Source organism: Paenibacillus aceris, assembly GCF_017874035.1.
GTDB classification, from domain to species: domain Bacteria; phylum Bacillota; class Bacilli; order Paenibacillales; family NBRC-103111; genus Paenibacillus_E; species Paenibacillus_E aceris.
In genome coordinates this window covers 146917-164637 of the sequence record NZ_JAGGKV010000004.1, presented here as the reverse complement: position 1 = coordinate 164637, position 17721 = coordinate 146917, and the positions used below count along the sequence as shown (strand labels likewise).

The following is a 17721-nucleotide window of genomic DNA, read 5'->3' as shown; positions in this document are numbered from 1 at the left end:
GAAACATCCAAGTTGTAACCGGATTCCTGAAATTATTGGAAATCCGTTTTTTTATGTAGAGACAGGGGTGTACACCATGTATAGAATCGTGATCGTTGATGATGAAATCGAAGTGAGAGAAGGCATCATAGAGAGCATCGAGTGGGAACGGCACGGATTTGAATGTATTGGAGATTACAGAAATGGCAGCGAAGCATTGGAAGCAATTTCAGAACTTAGGCCGGATCTTGTTTTGTCTGATATTTGCATGCCGTTTATGGACGGGATTGAATTGACCAGACAAATTCATTTGAACTATCCGTACATTAAGGTCATTATCCTGACCGGTCATGATGAGTTTGATTATGCCCAGAAAGCACTGCGCTTGAAAGTGCACGATTTTATTGTAAAACCGATTACGGCGAACGAACTTCGCAATCTGCTGGATAAAGTGAAATTAGAAATGGACAAGGAAGCTGAAAATCGCGAGAATCTCTCGCTTCTGAAGATGCAGCTTCATCAAAGCTTGCCGCTATTAAGAGAACGGTTTCTAGAACAATTAGTAGGCGGAACTTTAAGAGACGTCAGGGTTCAAGAAAGGTTCCAATATTTCAGTCTGCCGCAGATTGTCCCACCTTATCTTGTTGTAGCGATTGACATTGACGACTTCGACGATATTAAAAAAGAAAAATGGCAAAATGATCCGGAGCTATTCCGATCCGCAGCCTTTAATATTGTTCAAGAAGTGATGGAAGGAAAAGAGGCGATCGTTTTTCGAACGAGGGAGGAACGCATGATTGTCATCTTTTCCGGGGAAGCGGAAGAAGGGACCTATGAGGCTGCGCTCAACTTATCTGAGGTGATCCGCTTTTGCATGGAGAAATATTTGAAATTCACCGTTACCGTGGGGGTTGGTGTGCTCTGCCGTACGTTAAACGAGCTCCCTCTATCTTACAAAGGGGCAATTTCCGCACTGGATTACAGGTTTTTGCTTGGTAAAAATAAGGTCATTAGCATCAATGATATGGAAGGCACCAATAAACCCGTTCAGCAGTTGGACATTGAGTGGAATCGCAGGTTTTCTACCCTTATCAAAACGGGAACACAAGGTGAAGCGCAAGTTCTAATCAATCAACTGATAAGCAACTTAAAAGCCTCGCTCATGCCAATGGGGGCTTGTTATTTACAAATTCAGTCGATTATTATTGCCATCATGAATACGATTCACGAATTCGCAGGCAATGATGCTGTTCATTTCAAGGGACATGAAATCGTTCTCAAAGATATCAACCGCTTCAAAACGTTGGATGAAATTGAATTATGGCTCATAACGATTTGTAAAGAAGCGATTTTTTATATTTCAGAGCAAAGAAGCGACCAAACGAAAATGCAGGTTCTGAGTGTAATTGATTACATCGAAAAGCATTATTCGAACGAGAACCTTACGGTTGATGAACTTTGCCGCCATGTACATTTGAGTAAAAGCTATTTCAGTACCGTATTCAAGCAAAATAAAGAACAAACCATCATGGAATATGTTACACGAGTGCGGATTGATAAAGCAAAGGATTTACTGCAGCAGACTCCTTTGAAATCTTATGAAGTAGCGGCAAAAGTTGGTTATAGCGACCCTCAATACTTTAGTGTGTTATTTAAAAAACATACAGGGACAACCCCTACGGAATACCGAGAAAAGTTATTGAGGGAGAAATAATGATGAGAAAAGAATGGGATGTTGGGTCATTTCTTTTCAAATTTAGAAGCATTCAATCAAGTATTTCTGTCGTCTTCTCGTGCTTGATTTTATTTCTGATCGTGATCACAAGCTACATCTCTTATCATCTGTCGGCTCAAGCAGTGGAAATGAATTCAAAGCACTATATATCAGAAATTGTCCAACAGGTTAATATCAATATTCAATCGTACATAACCAATATGGAAGACATCTCCATGCTTGCATCGACGAACAAGGACGTGAAATACTACATTACAGAGACGAGCTTTATCAGTGATGAAGAACGTAGACCGTATGAGAAAAGAATATCCGATTTATTTCAGTCCATCTTGATTACCCGTAAAGACATTGCTTCAATTATGGTTTTTGGATACAATAACCGATTTGTCTCAGACCGTCGAATTACAAGTTTGAATATGAACGCCAACGTCCAGGAACAGCCTTGGTACAAAAATGCAAAGGCAGAAGGAGGGAAATCCGTTATTTCTGCTCCGCATGTCCAAAACATTATCCAGAATGAGTACCGTTGGGTCGTGTCCTTGAGCAGGGAACTGAAAAGTGCAGACGGCATTACGGGAGAAGGTATTTTCCTGGTCGATTTGAATTTAAATGTCCTTGGCGAAATCTGCAATCATATTAATCTGGGGAAAAGAGGGTATGTATTCATCCTCGACAAAGATGGAAGCATCGTTTATCACCCGCAGCAAAAGCTGATTAACAGCAATTTAAAGGAAGAGATGATCGATGAGGTCAAACAGTCCGGGAGCGGAAGCTTTATTACAGGGGATGGGAACAAGAAACGGATCTATACGATCCAAGAGACGCACTTTGGTTGGAAAATCGTCGGGGTTGCCTATGCCAATGAGCTCATTGCTAACCAGTATCAAATTAACATCTCGTATTTTTTATGGACGATTCTAGCTTTAGTCATCGCGTTGTACCTCTCATTTTTTATTTCCCGCCACCTATCAAGACCAATTAAACAACTGCAGAGCAATATGAAGCAAGTGGAAAAAGGAGACTTCAGCATTCGTTCGGACTTTCGCAGCGAGAATGAAATTGGACAATTGGGTCAAACCTTCAATATCATGGTCGGCCGAATCAAAGATTTAATGAATCAAATTATCCAGAACGAGGAAAGCAAGCGAAAGAGTGAAATGAAGCTGCTTCAAGCGCAAATTAATCCTCATTTTTTGTATAATACGTTGGATTCCATCATATGGATGGCGGAGCGTAAAAAGCATGATGAGGTGGTCCAGATGACTTCTTCGCTCGCCAAGCTGTTTCGCGCGATTATTAATAAAAATAATGAAACCGTTCCCGTTCGGGTGGAGATCGAGCATATCACCAACTATTTGCTCATTCAATCGATGAGATATAAGGATAAGCTTGATTTTCGAATTGACGTTGATCCTGGGATTCTAGAGTTCCATATTCCGAAAATTATTTTGCAGCCCATTGTTGAGAATGCGATTTATCATGGTATCAAAAATAGTCTGGAGCCCGGTGTAGTAAAAATAACGGGAAAAGAAGACGGAGATAACATTGTGTTTGTTGTCGCGGATAACGGAGTCGGCATGGAACCGGAGAAGCTGGATCAAATTTTGAAACTGAAAGATGGCATCATAAAGGGGATTGGGGTCAGCAATGTGAACGAACGCATCAAACTGTTCGGAAATGAATTTGGTCTTACTTTTAAAAGTGAAAAGTGGGAAGGAACGGAGGTTCGGATTGTACTCCCCAAAAGTGCCCAGAAAGGAGTCATCGATGGCCATTAAAAAGCCGGTTTTCTTGGCTGTACTGTTCGTGATTATAATTGGTTTTGTCGTAGTAACCAGCATGGAGATGCTGCGTATTACGAATCCAAGAAAGCTTGAAATCGCTGTTGTCTTAAAAACGAACAATATTCGCTCGGATTATTGGCAAATGGTTAGTACAGGCATAAAAGCGGCAGCAAAAGAGTTCGCTGTAAATATCGATATTACGGGACCCGTATCGGAGACGGATACCGCAGGACAAATTCGGAATGTGGATGAAGCGCTTGTGAAGAAGCCTGACGCTATCATTCTAGCAGCCACAGATTACGAGAAGCTTGGGCCTGCTGCCCTAAAAATAACGGAGTCCGGAACGAAACTCATTTTGATCGATTCGCCGATTCATACCCGTGCAGAAGCAAGTCTTATTGCAACCGACAATACCGAAGCGGGGAGAAAAGCCGGAATTATTTTGGCAGGCGGACAGAACGGCAAATTATTTCGTGTGATGACACTTAGCGGCAATAAACAGACGATCGCCGAGAAGGAGCGTGAGAGCGGGTTTAAGGAGGCCATAGCTAATTTTCCCGGTGTTGAATTCGCGGGGAGTTATGGGTTTGACGGTACAGAGGATGCGGCTTACGAACAGGTAAGACATCTGCTGGCTATGTATCCGAACATCCAGGGTATTGCAACATTGAATGAAACGGCTACGTTAGGGGCGGCGAGGGCAATCAAAGAGAAAAAATGGGAAGATCAAATTAAAATTGTCGGTTTTGATAGTTCCATTTATGAGATTAAGCTTCTGGAAGAAGGGGTTATTAAGGCCACAATCGTACAAAAGCCCTTCAATATGGGCTATTTATCCGTTGAAACAGCGGTGCAGGCTTTATCCGGTATTAAGGTGAACCCCAAAGTGAATATAGACGCCCATGTCATAACCAAAGAAAACATGTACACCCAAGAAAATCAGGAGCTTCTCTTCCCTTTGGTGGAAAAGTAGTGATATGACGGAAGGGGGATCAAAAAATGAGCAGAACAAGTAAAAGAAAAATAGGTTCGTCGCTTATGCTCCTGCAACTTACGGGCATTTTACTCACCGGATGCATCAACGAGGAAGTTCACCATCCGGCTTCTGCCGATCCTGATGCGAAAGCGACGATTACGTTTGTGGCTGCTGAGTACAGCACATCTACGAAGCCATATTTTGAAAATCTAGTGAAAGAATTCGAAACGAAGTATCCGAATATCAAGGTGGAACTGCAGGTCATTAACTGGGACATTCTGGATAGTGCATCCAATACCATGATCAGCCGCAATCAACCTCCGGACTTGCTGCTCACGAACATTTACGCGCATTTCGCAAAGGACGGACTGCTCAACAGCATGGAGGATCTTCTTTCCCCAGAACTGAAGGAAAAGTTTTACCCATATCTTCTGGAAAGCAGTAAAATGCATGACACGCAGTATACGATACCTTATGTAACGACCATCCGCGAATTGTATTATAACAAAGATATTTTCAATGAGGTTGGCCTTACAGAACCGCCAAAAACGTGGGAGGATCTAGAGGAGGATGCGCGCAAAATAAAAAATACCAAACAAGTGGACGGTTTCGGCGTCGATTTGACGGATAATGAGATTTGGGCGTATCTTTCGTATTTTTTCTATGGTGCCGGCGGTGGCTGGATGAAAGATGGCGAGTGGGCGATTAATTCACCTGAGAATGTGGAAGGCATCACCTTTCTAAAAAATCTGTATGAAGAAGGTTTAACGGATCCAGAACCAGCGGTGACAACACGCGATGAAAAACAGCGAATTCTAGGAAACGGCAAGTTAGGGATGCTGATCTCAGGCAACTATTTTGAGGCCGTCGTCCCACATGAGTACCCAGGGCTGAAATGGGGGAAAGGCCCAATCCCGGTTAAGGAGGGGCAGACGCCTTTGGTGCTGGGTGTGCAGGACGTTTGGATGTCTTTCAAAACGGACCATACCAACAAGGATGCGTTGTCCAAGTTTCTTGATTTTATCTATGAGGATGGACGTTACGAAGAATTCGTTCTTCGGGAAGGTTTTCTTCCAACCATTCGTACAGTAGGCAATAAATTGGCGGCTAATGATCCATCCATGAAGCAAAATTTGGACTCTATTAAAAATGCAAAGTTTTACCCCATCAATAATCCCGCATGGTCTGCCGTTCTGAACGCGACCAGAAATATGGGGCAAACTGTTTTGCTCGGCCAGATGACGCCTAAACAAGCGCTTGACCGGCTGCAGCAAATCGCTATCGACAAAAGTTACTAACCCCAATTTAGGCAAAGGTCAGGAATTAATTCCTGGCCTTGTTTCTTTTTACAACAACGTACAAAAAGACAATACTTTTTTAACTATTTACAGTTATTTTATCAATGGTTGAAAGCGGTGAAAATTACTATGATAAAGATGTACAAAGGAATTGGAAATTAGTAGAAGCGGATGCTTTCAAATCACGTTTGCTCCGCATAACTCTAGGGAGGTCTTTACGATGATGAAGCCAAGAAATGCAATGGCATGGGGTATGTTGGTATCGACTGTTGTACTTACGTTAACGGGCTGTGGAAGTAACAATGCGAATACGACCAGTGCGTCGGTAAAGCCGGCTGACAGTGTAAAACCGGTGGAGAGCGCCAAACCGGCTGCGAGCGCAAGTCCTGCGGGAACAAAGCTTACGGGTGACTTTGAGATTCAATACTTTGTCGGCGGATACGGCGACGCATGGTGGAAACAGGCAATCGCTGATTTCCAAAAGCAGAATCCGGATTTGAAGATCAAGGAATCCGCTGGAGCAAAAATTAATGATCAAATGAAACCACGTTGGATTCAAGGGAATCCGCCTGATTTTGTATACATCGACGGGGCTGGCTCCAATACACGACAGATGGTAACAGATGACCAACTGATGGATATTACGGACTGGCTGAAGGATGCCAAAAACGTAGATGGGAAGAAGATTCTCGATCTTCTGATCGCTCAGCCTGAGGAGTATAAACCCGGCAAAGAATTCGCTGTTCCGCTCGTTTTCGGCTCCTGGGGAACGTTCTACGATAAAGCATTATTCAAAAGCAAAGGTTGGGAAGCGCCTGTAGACTTCCAAAGTTTCATGGATTTAGGCGAGAAAATTAAAGCCGATGGTAAAATGAGCGATTATATCCATACAGGGGTTTATCCGTACTACATCAACGGCGGATTGTTAGACCCAACGATTATTGCAATGAACAACTATGATACATCTATTTTCAAGAAGATTAATTCCCTCGAAAAGGGTGTTTGGAAGAGCGAGCCTGTTATGAAATCTCTCGACAGAATTGTGCAGATGAGAGACAAAGGGCTCATCGACAAAGGATCACCGGCTCTGAATCACACGGATTCCCAAACACAATGGCTGCAGCACAAAGCGGCTTTCATACCGACAGGCATTTGGGTTGAAAGTGAAATGGCGAAAGATATTCCAGCTGGATTTGAATTTGGATTCTTGCCTTCCATCGGTCAAGACAAAGGCGGCAAATTCGTAGCGAATCCTTACACGTCCACAGTTGCCATCGCGAAGAAAGCGAAAAATCCTGAGGCAGCCAAAGCTTTCATGCAATTCATTTTCACAGAAAAAGAGAGTAAATTATGGGCTGAGCTTTCCAAAGCCCCTGCTAACATCAAGGCAGATCTTGAAGGAACAAATGCTCCAGCGCTTACGAAAGAAGCAGCTAAATTCTATAACTCACCAAACACGGTTGTTGCGCCTGAGATTGTTATCCCTGAGGAACTTGTAACAGCAAGAAACAACGCAACGCTAGCTCTTACGAAAGGTGAAATTACACCGCAGCAGTGGTCAGACCGTATGGAAGAGGCTACTGATAAAATTCGCGCTAAAGAAAAAAAATAAGCAATAGTAAGTTTGGAATGATAATAAGGGAATGCTTCGGATTCCCTTATTGTCATTCAGCAGCTTAGATTGGAGGAAAGTATGAAAGTGAGCAAGACAACCGCAACGGCCAAAATAGAGCGGAAAGCAAGTGAGAGAATCGGTACCGCAAAGATGAAGCGGAATATGTTCATTCTTTCCTTTATCCTTCCAACTTTGCTTCTATATCTCGTGTTTACCGTTTATCCGATGTTTAAAGGTATTTATCTTAGCTTATTTGATTGGTCGGGCGGATCCGAAACCTATAACTTTATCGGTCTTGGAAATTTCAAGGATATGATGGATGACAGTGTGATCCTAAAGACAATTCGAAACGATTATATTCTGGTCGTAGGTAAAGTCATTGGTTTTATGGTTTTGTCCATGTTATTCGCGCTAGCGCTAACTCGTTTCAACATCAGAGGCTCAGGTTTTTATCGTATCATTTTCTTTTTGCCTAACGTGCTTTCCGTTGTTGTCGTCGGGGTTCTCTGGCGCTATGTGTATAATCCGAACCTTGGATTTTTGAATTCTTTCATCTCCTTATTTACAGATAAGAAGTTTGATTTCGCCTGGTTAGGCGATAAATGGTCGATATTCGCGCTGCTGCCGCCTTCGATCTGGGCAGGTATTGGCTTCACGATTATTTTACTGGTCGCCGGTATTCTCAGCATTCCATCGTCATTATTTGAATCAGCTGACATTGACGGAGCGTCACAATGGGATCAATTTTGGTTGATTACGCTTCCCCTTTCGTGGGAGCAAATCAAGACTTCCGTGGTATGGATTGTTATGACGACACTCAACGGATCGTTCGTCATCGTAACGATTATGACCTTCGAAGGCGGAGTGGATAATGCCACACAGGTCATGGGCTCCTATTTGTATTTGAATGCATTCAAATTCGGCAAGTTCAGTTATGCGTCTGCGATTGGCGTCCTCATTTTGGTTCTCTCTTTAATAACGACAGCAACCCTTCAGAGGCTGATGAAGAGAGAAACAATTGAATTAACGTAGAGGAGTTTTTCATATGAGTCAAGGTATAGTCAATCCTGTATTCCGGCTGTTTTTCAAATTCATTCTCATAGCTTGGGCGATATGTGTCCTTTATCCACTCATCTGGACGATCCTTAGCGCCTTGAAAGATAATCAGCAGTTTTTCTTGGGAAGACCGTGGGATCTGCCGAAGTTACCTCTGCTCTGGTCCAATTTTTCGTACGTGTGGGGAAAGTATAACTTTGGTCATAATTTTATGAATTCACTGGTAGTAACTCTAGTAAGCACGATATTTGGAGTGTTCTTATCGGCTACAACGGCCTATGTGATTGCGCGTTTTACGTTCAGAGGAAACGGCTTATTGTACTATTCGTATCTTTCCTACATGATGATCCCAACATTTCTTGGCATCATCCCCCTATTTTTTTTACTGAATGATCTTCATCTAACGAACAATTTAATTGGCCTTATTTTAGTCTACATGGTCACAGCAGTGCCGTTTGCCGTATTCGTCTTGGTCAGCTTTTTCAAATCGCTGCCAAGCGAACTGGAAGAGGCCGCCTCCATGGATGGCGCTTCTCACTATGGCATCTTTTTTCGGATTATGCTTCCACTTGCCAAGCCGGGAATGATGTCTGTGGCAATCATTACCGTGCTGAATATTTGGAATGAATATGTGTTTGCGCTTGTGCTGATTAATGATCCATCCAAATATACGATACCGGTAGCCATTGCGGTTATGCAGGGTGAAATGCAGTACAGAACGGAATGGGGACCACTCTTCGCTGCCCTGATTATATCTATGGGTCCGACGATTGTGTTTTATAGTATTTTCCAAAAACAAATTACAGGAGGGATAACGGCTGGCGCATTAAAAGGGTAAAATGGTTGATTTTGAAGAGGAGAGTGTAAGAGGTGAAGACGCTTAAACATGCTTTTGGTTTTGTTTTTTGCCTGATGTTCGTAGTAGCGATCATATGTTTAGGTGGGACAACGACACATGCAGCAGCGGTTGGCGACATCACGAATTTCGAGAAAACAGATGCGAAGACGTTTACGATTACATCCGGCACCGATAAGGTAAAAGTTATTTTTAACCGCGATGATATGGTGCGGATCTGGCTTGGCGTAGGCGGTAATTTTCAAACGCTGGCTGGCAAAAGCTCGCAAACGCCTAAAGAGCCGATTGTCGTGAAGGACGATTTCGGTCCGGTAGCTGTGGATTGGTCAGATGAAGGCAGCTACTACAAAATGGTAACGGGCAAGTTCGTTTTACGAGCATACAAAAGCCCGTTCAAATTCGCGATGTACAAGAGCGACAATGCAACTGTCGTATGGCAAGAGGAGTCACCATTAAACTATAGCTCTTCCTCGACAACTCAGAAGCTTGTCAGAGGAGCCGATGAATATTACTACGGCGGAGGGATGCAAAATGGATTTTTCTCTCACCGTGACAAAACGATTAAGATCTCCAAAAACTTTGGCGACTGGGGCAGCGGCACGGTCTCCAATCCGTCTCCTTTTTATCTGAGCACGGCTGGTTATGGCGTTCTGCGGAACACGTTCCAAGACGGTACATACGATTTCGGCAGTCCTGCACAATTGACCCACAATGAGAACCGTTTTGACGCGTATTACTTTTACGGCGATACGATGAAGGATATTTTAAACGGCTATACAGATTTGACAGGCAAGCCTTCACTGATTCCCAGATGGGGGATGAGCATGGGGGATGCGGATTGTTATAACACAAGCAACACAGGCGCTAACAAGCCGAATAAGCTGACGACGCCGGATGTGTTGAAAGTGGCTCAAGGCTTCCGTGACAATGACATGCCGGGCGGATGGTTGCTGCCGAACGATGGATACGGCTGCGGGTATGTGCAGCTGCCAAACACGGTGCAGAAGCTTCATGATTTGGGCTTTTACACCGGCTTGTGGACTCAAAACGGACTTGCGAATATCGCAACGGAAGTTGGTGTAGCCGGTACTCGTCTGAATAAGCTGGATGTCGCTTGGGTAGGACCAGGCTATGATTTCGCTCTTGATGCAACAAGACAGGCTCATGATGGCGTTGAAAACAACTCGAACGATCGTGGTTTCGTATGGTCTGTCGGCGGATGGGCAGGTACGCAGCGTTACTCGACAGTTTGGTCGGGAGACCAATCCGGGAACTGGGAATATATCCGTTTCCATATCCCTTCGATGATTGGCGCCGGTCTGTCAGGTATGACATACGCTACCGGTGACGTAGATGGGATCTTCGGCGGCAGCGCCCAGACGTATGTTCGTGACCTACAATGGAAAGCGTTTACACCGATTCTTATGAGTATGTCCGGTTGGGCATCCGTAGATAAGCAGCCATGGCGCTATGGTGAGCCTTATACAAGTTACAACCGTGATATTTTGAAGCTGAGACAGCGTTTGACACCTTATTTCTATACCTATTTAAATGAAGCTTATGAGTCGGGAGCACCGTTTACCAGAGGCATGGTTTACGAATTCCCGAACGATCCGAATACGAAGAACACATTGACACAGTACCAATTCATGTCCGGGCAGTCATTGCTCGTTGCACCGGTTTACAAGGATACGTCGGTAAGAAACGGCATTTACTTGCCGAAAGGCAAATGGATTGACTACTGGACGGGTACAGAGCATTACGGCTCCAAAATGCTGGACGAATACAGCGCTCCGCTTAGCCGTTTGCCGCTTCTCGTCAAAGCAGGCGCGATTATTCCAATGTATCCGGAAACGCTTTACGACGGTCAAGTACCGCCGAATCCGATTACGTATGATATCTATCCTTACAAAACTTCCTCATTCACGATGTACGAGGATGATGGGGTATCTAGAGAGCACCGCAGCGGCAAATTCGCGAAAACGTTAATTACTTCGATTGCTCCGGAAACCGGAACAGGTGACTTGAAGGTTCAAGTAGGAGCAAGCGTTGGCGACTACAATGGCAAGCTGGCAGCGCGTACGAACCAATTCCAAATTCATATGCATGCGAAACCGGCAAGCGTTGCGGTTGGCGGCTCCGCTTATACGGAGTATGCAAGCAAAACGGAACTGGCGGCAGCGGCAAGCGGCTGGTACTTTGATAGCGCGGATAAAGGCGGAATTGTTTACATCAAAACGCCGGATATGCCGACTAACCAAGGCTTCGAAGTGAAAGTAGCCGGTTTTGCAGCAGATACGACTCCATTGACTGACGCAACCGTCATTTCATTGCCGGAACCGGATAACGATCCAACGAAAATCGTGCAAGGGGACATCGTGGCAACGGCGACAAGTACGGATGCAACCTCTCCTTTAGCTAATGCACTGGATGGCAGCACGGAGACCGTCTGGAGCACCAAGCTGGATGGCAGCACTCCGCTACCGCAGGCGATTACGCTAAATTTGGGCACGAAGTTTTCCGTGAACAAATTGAAATATTTGCCAAGACAATATTTAGGCACGGACGGCATTATTACAGCTTATAACGTGTACGTGAGCACGGATGGAACCAACTTTACCAAAGTTGCCACCGGAACGTGGAATGCGGATAAGTCGGAGAAAACAGTGACGTTCCCTACCGCAGAAGCGCAGTATGTGAAATTGGAAGCAACAGCAGGGGTAAATGGCTTTGCGGCTGCGGCTGAACTAAACGTGTACCGTGACGGTTCGGTGCCAACGCCTCTGGCGATTCCGAAAAATCAAATGACGGCAACGGCATTCAGCGCACAACCAGGCAGTGAAGCTTCAAAAGCGATCGACGGGGATTCGAACTCTGTCTGGCACACGAAATGGGACGGTTCTGACAAATTGCCGCAATCGATTATTATCAATCTCGGCAAAGTTCGCAATATTAGCCAATTCCGTTATGCACCGCGTACAGACGCCGGGAATGGTACGATACAGACTTATAATTTGTATGTAAGTACCGACGGTACGAACTATACGCAAATCAGCACAGGTACTTGGACCCGCAACAATATTAAAAAGTATGTCCAATTTACACCTGTTGACGCTCGCTATGTGAAGCTGGAGGCGGTAGTTGCCGTAGGCGGATTCGCCTCAGCATCCGAAATCGACGTATATGAAACGCCTCAAGCGCCTCCTGTCTTGGGCGATATTTTGAAAGGCAAACCAGCGTCGGCAGACAGCTCAGATCCGGCATACCCGGCAAGCAATGCCAACGACGGCAAACTGGATACCCTTTGGTCGGCAAATGATGCTAGCCCAGGCCATGTATGGTCCGCTGATTTGGGTAAAATGCACTCAATTCAAGGGTTAGAAATTTCATTTGGACAGAGCGATAAAGTGTACAAATACAAGCTGGAAGTCCGGGAAGCGGGCAGCAGCAACTGGATTCAAGTGTTAAACCGCATGAACAATACCGAAGCAAGCCAAGTGCTTAAAGATACTTTTGGCAGCCAAGGGCGCTACGTGAGAATTACGATTACCGGACTGCCTGATGCAAGCACGAAAGCTAGCATTGCGGATGTGAAGCTGATCGGTTTGCCGATTATCGGAACGGCTCCTGTAACGGGTGTAACGTTGGATCGTTCGGCGCTCACGATGAACGTGCTCGATGCGCCGGTTGCTTTGGAAGCAACTGTAATGCCGCTGAATGCAGCGAACACATCAGTTACTTGGAGCTCAAGCAATCCTGCTATTGCGATGGTAGATGAGAGAGGCGTCGTATCTCCGAAAGGCGCAGGAACGGCTACCATTACTGCAACTACGGCGGATGGCGGCTTTAAAGCTACGGTCGATGTCACGGTAACCGGGCAAACCGGTTTGGTGAAAATCCCGCAAACGCAAATGACAGCGACGGCTGCAAGCTTCCAGGCCGGTAACGAGCCGGGCTTGGCTCTTGACGGGGATCTAAGCACTTGGTGGCACATCAAATGGTTCAATGTTGATCCACTGCCCCAATCAATCATTTTGAATTTGGGTGGAACTTACAAAATCAGCAAGCTGGAATACACACCTCGTCAGGATGCCGGCAACGGTACCATCACCGCCTATAACGTATACGTCAGTCAGGACGGCGAACAGTATACGAAAGTAGCGAGCGGAGCGTGGCTGCAAAACAACGTGATGAAAGAAGTCAATTTTGCTCCGGTGAATGCCGCTTATATTAAGCTAGAAGCAACAGCAGGTGCAGGCAACTTTGCCTCTGCCTCCGAGCTGAACGTGTATAAGCTGGTTGAAGCACCTTCGCTGCAAACTATAGCGTTTGACGCAGCAAGCTATGAAGTAAATCAAGGGCAATCCGCAGCAGTAAAGGTGACGGCCCGATATTCGGATGGAACGAATCAAGATGTGACAGCTTCATCCGCGTTTGAAAGCGCAAATCCGTTGTTTGCTACGGTGGCGAACGGTACGATCACGGGTGTTTCCCAAGGCGAAACCGTTGTTACGGCAACGTACGGAGGAAAGCAAACGACTGCAGCGGTAGTGGTGAAAGTGGTTGCTCCACAAAGTCCGTCTACAACGTTAACGGGAAGCTCCAGTGTTCAAAGCGGACAGCCGATAACGCTTACTTATGGATTGAACAACGTACCGCAGCAGGTATATGCAGAAGACATAACGCTAAACTATGATCCGAACGTAATGGAATTTGTGTCGGCGGATTCATTGCTTCCGAACCTCACTATTGTGACGAAGGTGAACGAAGTACCAGGTAAACTTCGCCTGATTGCCGCTAGCCAAGGTGCAGGTCACGCAGTGACAGGAAATGCGCAGCTGTTCAAGCTTACATTTAACTCAAAAGCGCTGACTGTGGCTACTACGTCCACGATTGATGTAACGGATACGACGCTTGGGAATGAGCAAGGAAACGAGTTCAAAGCGTTAAATTCCTCCCTAAGCGTTCAAGTAACACCAGTTCCTGTCGGCATTCCTGGCGATTTGAATCAAGACGGAAAAGTGTCAATCGGCGATTTGGGCATGATGGCCGCAAATTACGGCAAAAACTCCACAAGCGCTGATTGGGCGAGCGTTAAGCATTTAGATATAAACAATGACGGACAAATTGATATCACAGACCTGGCCTTCATTGCATCGAAAATTATGGAATAGTACCTAAGCTGAAAGGAGGGACTCTTGAACTGTCGGTTCGAGAGATTCCTCCTATTCCACTTAATTGACAATGAAAGGGAGCAAAATCCAGATGCATGCCAAGACGTTTGCAAAAATCCGGAAATCAGCCGCAAGTTTACTCGTAATCGGTGCTCTGACACTGAACAGTTTGCCGGGTAAAACAATTGAATCCGGTGTAGCAAGAGCCGAAAGCATCGATTTGTCGGCGATAAGCGAAACGGTGCATGGTTCGACGCAATCAGCCGCCGTGACAGAAGACGTCTACACACCCCGCAAGCGTTCCGACGGGAACTATCTCGTTTTTCCCGTTATCAGCGATTTACAGATGGGGAACCGCGCGACAGACGCTCCCAAGTTCGAGCAGGCGATGGATCAGCTTCGAACTTTGGTTCCTGACTATGACGCCATCGCCATTGCAGGTGACCTGACGGAGCACGGATCCAATTCGGAATATGATTCGGTCATGAGCATCTTTAATCGAAAGAAAGTGCCGTCAGCCGCCAATTTGTTCGTCATCGGCAATCACGAGTATATCAATGGTCTGACGCCTCAGCTTGCGCAAGACCGCTTCGAACAAAAGACGGGCACAGAAAACTATTTTTACGATAAATGGATTAACGGTTTTCATTTTATTATGTTAGGAACGGAAGATTCTACGAGAGACGGCAAAATGTCAGATTCCCAGATCGCCTGGCTGGAGCAAAAGCTTGCCGAGAATGCAGATCCGAACAAACCGATTTTCGTCTTTCATCATCAGCACATCAAGGACACCGTTTACGGCAGCGATCTTTGGGGTTATTTCAATACCAAGCTGTATAACGCATTAAGCAAATATCCGCAGGTCGTGACGTTTACGGGACATTCCCATTATCCGATCGACGATCCACGATCGATTCACCAGCAGGACTTCACCTCACTCGGTACGTCGGCCATCAGCTACCCGGAACTTGAACCAGGCAAAATACAAGGTAATTTCCCAGACGACCATATCATGCAGGGGTTGATTGTTGAGGTGCAGGATGGGCAGGTCGTCATCAAACGCAGAGATTTTCATGCCAATAAGTGGACGGGTGAAGATTATATAGTACGTTACCCAGCAGACAAATCGATGTTCACTTATACGAACAATCGCGATCAGGTGAAGCCGGTATTCCCTGCAAGCGCACAAGCAAGTGTAGATCCTTCTTCGGTTCAAGCGCAGAAAGTCAAGTTGAAATTCGATCAGGCTACAGACAATTTAATGGTGCATTCGTATGAAATCAATATGATCAAAGCGGATTCGAATGTCCAGTCCATGTCGCAGAAAGCTTTTTCCGAATGGTACTACGATCCTGTTCCGAGCTCGCTGTCGCTGGACATTGCCGGACTTCGTCCAAACACGCCTTACAGAGCTGAAATATGGGCGCTTGATTCATTCAATAACCGCAGCAACACGGCGCTAACGACGGAGTTTAGAACGGCGCCGGCAGCTTCGATCGATGAAATGGCGGTTATCGACATCGACTTTGCCGACGGCACAGGCAAGGATCGGTCTTCAGCGCATAATGATGCCGTAGCGAATGGCAGTGGTGCGACGATTGTGTACAGCAACGTGTTCAAAAAATATGTGGGCAGAATGAACGGCAGCAACGATCAATTTTTCCGGATCGCGCCAAGAAATTCCATTAAACAGGTCGTCGGCGAATTTACGCTGGAAGCAGACTTCATCTTGAACTCCGTACGCAATCAGGCGATTTTCGGCAATACGGAGAGCGGAGGTCTCTCGTTTGAATCGACGAGCGGCGGCAATGTAGAGTTGTGGGCGTATATCGAAGGGGCCTATAAGCGTATAGGGGTCACGCTGGCGGCAGGAATACCTTATCATTTGGCGGCTACCTATGACGGTACGCAAATCGCGCTTTACTTGAACGGTCAAAAAGTGAAGTCGTTGAATGCCACAGGCCAACTCAAGCAGCCGAATATGAATTTCGCCATAGGGGCCGACCCTTCCAGTGGCAATAAGGGCGGTATCGTGTTAAATGGTGACGTAAGCGTAGCTAGACTATTCAGTACTGCTCTTACCGCGGATGAAGTTCAAAAGTCGTATCAGGAGCAGGCGAACCGCATGGCCATTGCCGAATTTGACCAGCTATACGCTGATTTAAATCAAGCGCGGGCGCTTGCTGACAACCCGAATGTTATAGGCAGCAGCCCAGGACTGTATCCGCAGGCAGCGATGGATGATTACCGCTCTGAAATCGTCCGGGCAACGGGGACGTTCCAGTCATGGTCGACGACAAAAGAGCAGGCGGTAACAGCGATCTCTGCCCTTCAAGCGGCAAAAACGCTGCTAGATAGCAGGAAAAATCAAGTAGCTCCTACGCTGCAAACCATCGCGTTTGATGCAGCAAGCTACGAAGTAAATCAAGGTCAATCCACAGCAGTGAAAGTGATGGCCCGTTATTCAGATGGAACCAATCAAGATGTGACAGCTGCATCCACATTCGAACTTGGCAATCCGCTGCTTGCGACGGTGGCGATCGGATCAATCACGGGTGTTTCCCAAGGTGAAACCGTCGTTACGGCAACGTACGGAGGGAAGCAAACGAGTGCAGCAGTAGTGGTGAAAATGGTCGCTCCACAAAGCCCGTATACAACATTAACGGGAAGCTCCAACGTTCAAAGCGGACAGCCGGTAACCGTTACTTATGTCTTGAACAGCTTGACGCAGCAGGTGTATGCGGAAGACATTACGCTAACCTATGATCCGAACGTGATGGAATTTGTGTCGGCGGAGCCGCTGCTTCCGAACCATACCATTGTGAGAACGGTGAACGATGTACCAGGTAAGCTTCGCCTGATTGCGGCCAGCCAAGGTTCCGGTCATGCGATTACAGGAAATACGCAATTGTTCAAGGTTACATTTAACTCAAAAGTGCTTCCTGCGGCCAATACGACGATCATCGAAGTAACGGGTACGACGCTTGGAAATGAGCAAGGAAACGAGTTCAAAGCGTTAAATTCCTCCCTAAGCGTTCAAGTAACTCCTGTTCCTGCCGGCATCCCTGGCGATTTGAACCATGATGGAAAAGTGTCAATCGGCGATTTGGGCATGATGGCTGCTAATTACGGCAAATCATCCGCAAGTCCTGATTGGGAGAGCATTAAGTATGCAGATACGAACAATGACGGACATATTGATATCACAGATCTGGCCTTCATTGCAATGAAAATTATGGAATAAAATT

Annotated in this window: 9 protein-coding genes; all 9 read left to right on the top strand. The window is 45.9% G+C overall.

The annotated features are described in order from the left end of the window. Positions 1-76 precede the first annotated feature (76 nt). The 9 genes from J2Z65_RS09840 (at position 77) to J2Z65_RS09800 (ending at position 17717) form a co-directional block, all read left to right on the top strand. On the top strand, positions 77-1693 hold the full coding sequence (locus J2Z65_RS09840) for a response regulator (protein ID WP_167064968.1): 1617 nt from the start codon (positions 77-79) through the stop codon (positions 1691-1693). Further along, positions 1693-3492 carry a cache domain-containing sensor histidine kinase gene (locus J2Z65_RS09835; RefSeq protein WP_244999145.1) on the top strand — a complete coding sequence of 600 codons (1800 nt, stop codon included), beginning with the start codon at positions 1693-1695 and terminating at the stop codon, positions 3490-3492. The genes J2Z65_RS09840 and J2Z65_RS09835 overlap by 1 nt, the downstream gene beginning before the upstream one ends. Next, positions 3482-4471, top strand: coding sequence for a substrate-binding domain-containing protein (locus J2Z65_RS09830; RefSeq protein ID WP_167064962.1), 990 nt, complete (start codon positions 3482-3484; stop codon positions 4469-4471). The genes J2Z65_RS09835 and J2Z65_RS09830 overlap by 11 nt, the downstream gene beginning before the upstream one ends. Before the next feature lie 26 nt (positions 4472-4497). Beyond that, positions 4498-5772 carry an ABC transporter substrate-binding protein gene (locus J2Z65_RS09825; RefSeq protein ID WP_167064959.1) on the top strand — a complete coding sequence of 425 codons (1275 nt, stop codon included), beginning with the start codon at positions 4498-4500 and terminating at the stop codon, positions 5770-5772. Positions 5773-5992: 220 nt separating this feature from the next. Beyond that, complete coding sequence (locus tag J2Z65_RS09820) at positions 5993-7384, top strand: ABC transporter substrate-binding protein (protein ID WP_338111777.1); 1392 nt, start codon at positions 5993-5995, stop codon at positions 7382-7384. An 81-nt stretch (positions 7385-7465) separates the two neighbouring features. Next, positions 7466-8419: a carbohydrate ABC transporter permease gene (locus J2Z65_RS09815; RefSeq protein ID WP_167064956.1), complete on the top strand. Its 954-nt coding sequence runs from the start codon at positions 7466-7468 to the stop codon at positions 8417-8419. A 13-nt stretch (positions 8420-8432) separates the two neighbouring features. Continuing rightward, positions 8433-9281 (top strand): carbohydrate ABC transporter permease, encoded by an 849-nt coding sequence (locus J2Z65_RS09810; protein WP_167064953.1) that lies wholly within the window; start codon positions 8433-8435, stop codon positions 9279-9281. Positions 9282-9313: 32 nt separating this feature from the next. Continuing rightward, positions 9314-14473, top strand: a complete 5160-nt coding sequence (locus J2Z65_RS09805; protein ID WP_167064950.1) for a discoidin domain-containing protein — start codon at positions 9314-9316, stop codon at positions 14471-14473. A gap of 91 nt (positions 14474-14564) precedes the next feature. Further along, on the top strand, positions 14565-17717 hold the full coding sequence (locus J2Z65_RS09800) for a LamG-like jellyroll fold domain-containing protein (RefSeq protein WP_209855839.1): 3153 nt from the start codon (positions 14565-14567) through the stop codon (positions 17715-17717). Positions 17718-17721: the final 4 nt, after the last annotated feature.